Origin of the sequence: Bacteroides sp. (genome assembly GCF_029057325.1) — a bacterium.
Lineage (GTDB): Bacteria > Bacteroidota > Bacteroidia > Bacteroidales > Bacteroidaceae > Bacteroides.
The window spans coordinates 1-5,722 of the sequence record NZ_JAICZW010000083.1; the positions used below are offsets into that span (position 1 = coordinate 1).

Sequence of the window (5,722 nt, forward strand, 5' to 3'; positions counted from 1 at the left end):
CTCCCCCTCCGCAACGAAGAGGCAGAGAAACAGCAAATCATCGAAGCCCTGCGGCAGACGGGCAACAACAAGAGCCGTGCCGCCTTGCTACTGGGTATAGACCGCAAGACGCTATACAATAAACTGAAACTCTACCAACTATCGGAATGAACGGAAAAAGCAGGCCATTTTCTCCCCTCTTTTTTCATCATTATACTTCTGTTTGACAGACACAAGCGTCTGTCGTCTCAAAGACTTGTGTTTGTCGCGACAGACACAAGTCTTTGTCACGCTGAACACAAGTGTCTGTCAAACCACTTAATCGCATCTGATAATCAACATATTGCAAAACAGCGCACAAGCGTGCCTCAACCCAAAGAGCCGTTTAATAAAAGCACCGCATTGAAAGCATGTTTTCATTTTTCAGGCGCAAGTCTTACATAAAAAAAGCCGCTCTCCCTTTGTCTATTCCGGAGAACGGCTTTTCTTTTATCAGCTTATCGGCTTACCAGTGCCTTTCGGGGTAGAGGTCGTCCCACCACGCAGGGCTGTCCTGCAACCAGCGGGCAAACCATGCCATGATAGAGTTGTGCCACTGCACACGCTTGTCATAGTCGAGGATGAAGTGGTTCTCGCCATCCACAGTGATGAACTCTACCGGCTTGCCCAGAATCTTCAGGGCGTTGTAGAGCTGGATGCTCTCGCCGATGGGCACGTTGGTGTCCACCGTGCCGTGCAGCAGCAAGAGCGGGGTGTTAATCTTGTCGGCATTGAACAAGGCACCGTGCTTGGTGAAGAGGTCGGGCTTACTCCAGGGGTAGCTGTCGGCGGCAGCCACGGAGTTGTAAGAGTAGCCCCAATAGCCTTCGCCCCAATAGCTGGTGACATTGCTGATGCCGGCGTGTGAGGCGGCAGCGGCAAAGAGGTCGGTCTTCGTTTGCAGGTACATCGTCATGAAGCCGCCGTAGGAAGCGCCCAGACAACCGATACGCTTCTCGTTGACAAACGGGTGGGCGGCACAGAACTTCTTGGTGCCTTCGATAATCTCGTCAGCCGTGTAGTCACCCCACGCATTGACGTGGCGGGCAGAAAACTCCTGCCCGTAGCCAATGGCACCGCTGGGCTGAATGACATAGACCACATAGTCGCGCGAAGCGAACAGCTGTGCGCTGTAGGGCGAAGTGATGCCGCGCGTAGTGGGCGTGGTACCACCGTAGTAATAGACGATAAGCGGGTACTTCTTGTTCGGATCGAACGAAGGAGGCAGACACATCATGCCCTTTATCTCCGTGCCGTCTGCCGCCGTGAAGTTCCACTCTTCCATCTTGCCCAGCTCTATCTGGTCGAAGATGGGTTTCATGGGGTTGGCAAGCAAGGTGGAAGCCTTCTTCTTGGCATCGTAGAGGTAGGCTACGCCGGTGCTGGTGTTTCCGCCGCCCACATAGGCAGCCACCGCCGGGTTGTCCTTTGCCAATGAGAAGGAGGAGATGACATCCTCTTCCAGCGGCAGCATCTCAAACCTGCCGTTCTTGGGCGTGTAGCGGTAGATGTGCGCGCAGTCGCCATCGGTAGTGTTGAAGTAAATGCAGCCGTCCGCACGGTTCCACTGCAAGGGGGAGACGGTGGGGTTGAAGTCACGCGTGATGGGCTCTACCTTCTTGGTAGCCAGGTCCATGAGGAAAGCTTGCGTATCGAAGTCGTTGGCAATGGGATGGTCGCCGCAGTTCTTTCCGATGCCGCTGAAAGCGGAGGGGCTGCCGGTCAGCAGCAGTTGCTTGCCATCCGGCGAGTAGGAACCGCCGTTCACGTAGGCATCCCACGACACCAGCGTATCTGCCTGCATCGTAGCGAGGTCTATCTCGTACAGCGAGGAGAGCGAGAAGGGGCAACGGGTGATGTTAGGCTTGGAAGTGCTGCACAGCAGTTTCTTCCCGTCCGGCGAGATGTCGTTCAGATAGACGCTATGGCTGCCGTAGGTGAGGCGTTCGGAGAGCCCGGTTGCCAGGTCGTACTTCACGAGGTAGCGGCGGCTGCGGTTGCCTGGGATGCGGTCATCGGGATGGTGGAGGCGTTTCAACGGGCCTTCCACCTTCTCGCCCTCGTCCGTCAGGCTGTATATCAGGTAGTCTTCCGTGGGTGACCAGGTGAAATAGTTGTCGGGGATGTCTTTCAGGAGCACCTCCTCGCGCATGGTAGCGGGGTCGAAGAGCACAAGGTCGTTCCCGGTCTTGCCCTGCACGGTGTAGTAGAGCTTGCTACTGCGGGGCATCCAACGCATCTGCTCGTTGGCATCGGGCAGCAGCATCCGTCCGGTCTTCACTTCGGTCAGTTCGCAATGGCTGTTGGAACGTTTCACGTCATAGCTGTCCGTGTAGCGGGTCAGCAGATACTTGCCGTCGGGCGAAAGGGATACCCAGTTCACACGCGAGCCGAAGTTCGTGTTGTAAAGAGAGAGACGACGCTTCAGGTCGGGCGACATGAGGCACGCCACGTCAACAAACTCTTTATCCTTCTCGAACTCGCATTTCAGCACCGACACCGCCTTGTCATCGGCAGCGGAGAGCAGCTTGATGACCACTTCATAGTCGGCTTCCGGCTCCATGCGCAGACTGACCGCCGTGGGGCGCACTTGCGACAGGCTGTCTTCCGCCGTACTCTTCACCTGCTTGGACTTGCCGTTGACGAACACCTCGAAACGGGCGGGCGAATAGATGTTCAGCTTGCCTTTCAGGAAGCGTTCCGCACGCAGGCGGGTGGCAAACAGGTAGAACCGGTTGTCCTTGTCCGCCTTCTGCACCGTCACGTAGCCGGCGGTGTCGGCAGCAATCCGCTCACAGGAACGGTTGTCGAAATCCAGGCTTATCCGGGTTTTCAGCAGGTTGTTGATGGTAAACTTGTCACCTTTGAAGTTGATGCTGTCTCCTTGCAGGGGATTCCGCACCACAACGGCAGGACGCACGTTGTATTCGGTAATTTTTTCCTGGGCTTGTGCCGACCATCCGGAAAGGAGCAGCAGGCCCGATAAAATTGCGATTTTCTTCATTGTTTTTCTGTTATTAGTCGTTTGATTTTTTTTAAAGGAGGTATCGGGAGCTAGAAGGAGCTATCAGGAGTTAAAAGCCAATAAACCAATAATTTTGCTTATAGGAAACCGCACGCAGGAGTATCGGCCTTTAGCTCCTAAACCCGCTTTCGGACTGATAACTCCTTCCAGCTACATCCTCTCAAACCCGTTCCAAAGGTTGCCAGCAGGAACGGGCGCTTCCACCGCAATCACCTCCTTCGACACCGGATGCACGAAACGGACCGACCGCGCGTGCAGGCAGATGCTTCCGTCGGGATTGGAGCGGGGCGAGCCGTACTTCAGGTCGCCTTTGATGGGGCATCCCATCTTAGCAAGCTGACAACGTATCTGGTGATGCCTGCCTGTCTTGAGGTCCACTTCCAGCAGGTGGTAGTTCTGCGAGTGCCCGATGAGCCGGTAGCGCAGGACCGCTTTCTTGCTGCCCGGCTTCTCCGTGTCGTAGGCATAACTCTTGTTCTGTTTCTCGTTACGTATCAAATAGTTCACCAACTCCCCTTCTTCCTTCGGGGGACGGTTTTTCACCACCGCCCAATAGGTCTTCTTCACCTCACTATTCTTGAACATTTCGTTCAGGCGTGAGAGAGCTTTACTGGTCTTGGCAAAAATAACAAGACCGCTCACGGGGCGGTCCAGCCGGTGAGTGACACCGATAAAGACGTTGCCGGGCTTCTGGTACTTCTCCTTCAGATACTGCTTAACGGTTTCTGAAAGCGGCGTATCGCCCGTCTTGTCTCCCTGGACTATCTCGGAAGCGGTCTTGTTGACTATTATGATATGATTGTCTTCGTAAACGACAGTCATTGTTATTTTAATTACATATTCATACCGCCATCTACCTGAATCACCTGACCGGACACGTAGGAAGACATATCGGAAGCCAGGAAGGTGGCAATGTTCGCCACGTCTTCGGGCGTACCGCCACGGCGCAAAGGAATCTTCTTGCACCATTCAGCCTTCACCTCGTCGGAGAGGGCATCGGTCATCGCTGTCATGATGAAGCCCGGAGCGATGGCGTTGGCGCGAATGCCGCGAGAGCCCAGCTCCTGTGCGATAGACTTCGCCAAAGCAATCATACCTGCCTTGGAAGCAGCGTAGTTTGCCTGACCTGCATTGCCGTGAACACCTACCACGGATGCCATGTTGATGATGCTTCCACCCTTCTGGCGCATCATGATGGGCGTGCAGGCGTGGATGAAGTTGAACGCGGACTTCAGGTTCACGTTGATGACCATGTCCCACTGCTGCTCGCTCATGCGCATCATCAGTCCGTCACGCGTGATGCCCGCGTTGTTCACCAGGATGTCAATGCGTCCGAAGTCCTTGTGGATTTCCTCCACCACCTTTGCCGTATCTTCAAAGTTGGCGGCATTGGAGGCGTAGGCTTTTGCCTTTACTCCCAGCGCTTCCAGCTCTTTGGCTGTGGCTTCGGCGTTTTCATCAATCATCAGGTCGGTGAATGCGATATTGGCTCCTTCTTGAGCAAACTTTAAAGCGATAGCCTTACCGATGCCACGTGCGGCTCCGGTTACAATGGCTGTTTTTCCTTCTAATAATCCCATATTATTTGTTATTTAAGAATGTATATATTTTCAACAATTTCTTCTCAAAGCACCCAGCACCAGACGAGTGACGTAGGTGTCGCGCACCCCGTCGTCCAGATAGGCGCCAATGTGGCCTCGGATATAGGGCGCTTCGATGCCCTTCACGCTGTAGTGCACAATCGCAGCTGTCATCTCCAAATCGTCTATGTGGAAGATGCCTTTCTCCATCCCCTCGCGCAACACCTCCCTGAAGAGGGAAATCTCCTTAGCGTCGAAGCGTTTCCTCACCTTCTCCACCCGCCAGATGTCGCGGAAGAAGTTGGCACGAAGCGTCCCGTTACGGTAAACCACCTCCTTCACTGCATCCAGATGGGTGTAAATCATCTCCATCAGCTTCGCGTCCGGCTGGATATTCTTCTCCATCACACGCGCCATCATGTCTGAGAGGATGTCCAGTTCAGACTCAACCACAGCCATATAGATATCTTCCTTGCTTTTAAAATAGGTATAAAGAGTTCTTCTACCTTTTTTAGAAGCAAGGGCAATATCGTTCATCGTGGTATTCTCGACACCCATCTTGGCAAAGAGCTGACGGGCAACATCCACTAATTTAGCTTTTGTCTTCGATACGGCCATAGTCTAATTGCACAATCCTTTAATAATTGAGCAAAAGTAAGACATTTCCGCATACCCTACAAGAAAATGAACATTTTATTAACATTGGAAAGAAATATAGCAGCAGACTATGCGACACACAAAAGGAAGGACTACTAATTTATTTTGAAAAATAATAGTAATTTATTTGTTTATTCAAAAGAAAGCCGTACCTTTGCACTCACAAAACAACAACATCGCGGAGTGGAGCAGTTGGTAGCTCGTTGGGCTCATAACCCAAAGGTCGTCTGTTCGAGTCAGGCCTCCGCAACAAAGCAGAAGGAGATGCGTGAAAACGCATCTCCTTTTTTCTTTTAAGAGTGTTATAGGATTCCCAGAAAGACGCTTCTGAAAGCGAGTCTGACGAAACGGCACATTCGAGAAGACGGCTCACCCGATAATCATTGGGGGTATGCATAAATCTTAGCCAGTCTAAAGAGGAAGAATTTCTCATCCACTACTC

General features: G+C 52.8%; 5 protein-coding genes and 1 tRNA gene. 2 read left to right on the plus strand and 4 right to left on the minus strand.

Annotation, left to right across the window (positions count from 1 at the left end; genetic code table 11):
• Positions 1 to 150, plus strand: a 150-nt coding sequence (locus tag K2G43_RS04995) for a helix-turn-helix domain-containing protein (protein ID WP_300153286.1), incomplete at its 5' end; no start/stop codon positions are given.
• Between the two features lie 334 nt (positions 151 to 484).
• Here K2G43_RS04995 and K2G43_RS05000 read toward each other — a convergent pair.
• The 4 genes from K2G43_RS05000 to K2G43_RS05015 form a co-directional block, all read right to left on the minus strand.
• Positions 485 to 3,022, minus strand: a complete 2,538-nt coding sequence (locus tag K2G43_RS05000) for a S9 family peptidase (RefSeq protein ID WP_300153283.1) — start codon at positions 3,020 to 3,022, stop codon at positions 485 to 487.
• Positions 3,023 to 3,193: 171 nt separating this feature from the next.
• A complete protein-coding gene (locus tag K2G43_RS05005; protein ID WP_297642633.1) occupies positions 3,194 to 3,865 on the minus strand; it encodes an RluA family pseudouridine synthase in 672 nt (223 codons plus the stop codon).
• 11 nt (positions 3,866 to 3,876) lie between these two features.
• Positions 3,877 to 4,623: a 3-oxoacyl-[acyl-carrier-protein] reductase gene (gene fabG / locus K2G43_RS05010; RefSeq protein WP_297642632.1), complete on the minus strand. Its 747-nt coding sequence runs from the start codon at positions 4,621 to 4,623 to the stop codon at positions 3,877 to 3,879.
• A 30-nt stretch (positions 4,624 to 4,653) separates the two neighbouring features.
• Entirely contained in the window at positions 4,654 to 5,241 is a 588-nt protein-coding gene (locus K2G43_RS05015) for a TetR/AcrR family transcriptional regulator (RefSeq protein ID WP_297642631.1), read from the minus strand.
• A 216-nt stretch (positions 5,242 to 5,457) separates the two neighbouring features.
• Here K2G43_RS05015 and K2G43_RS05020 point away from each other — a divergent pair.
• A tRNA-Met gene (locus K2G43_RS05020) sits at positions 5,458 to 5,530 on the plus strand.
• Positions 5,531 to 5,722 lie beyond the last annotated feature (192 nt).

What these genes read in the sequence shown, in the direction of transcription:
- K2G43_RS05000 (WP_300153283.1), bottom strand. Translation starts at nt 3,022, where the DNA reads ATGAAGAAAATCGCAATTTTATCGGGCCTGCTGCTCCTTTCCGGATGG.
- K2G43_RS05005 (WP_297642633.1), bottom strand. Translation starts at nt 3,865, where the DNA reads ATGACTGTCGTTTACGAAGACAATCATATCATAATAGTCAACAAGACC.
- fabG (WP_297642632.1), bottom strand. Translation starts at nt 4,623, where the DNA reads ATGGGATTATTAGAAGGAAAAACAGCCATTGTAACCGGAGCCGCACGT.
- K2G43_RS05015 (WP_297642631.1), bottom strand. Translation starts at nt 5,241, where the DNA reads ATGGCCGTATCGAAGACAAAAGCTAAATTAGTGGATGTTGCCCGTCAG.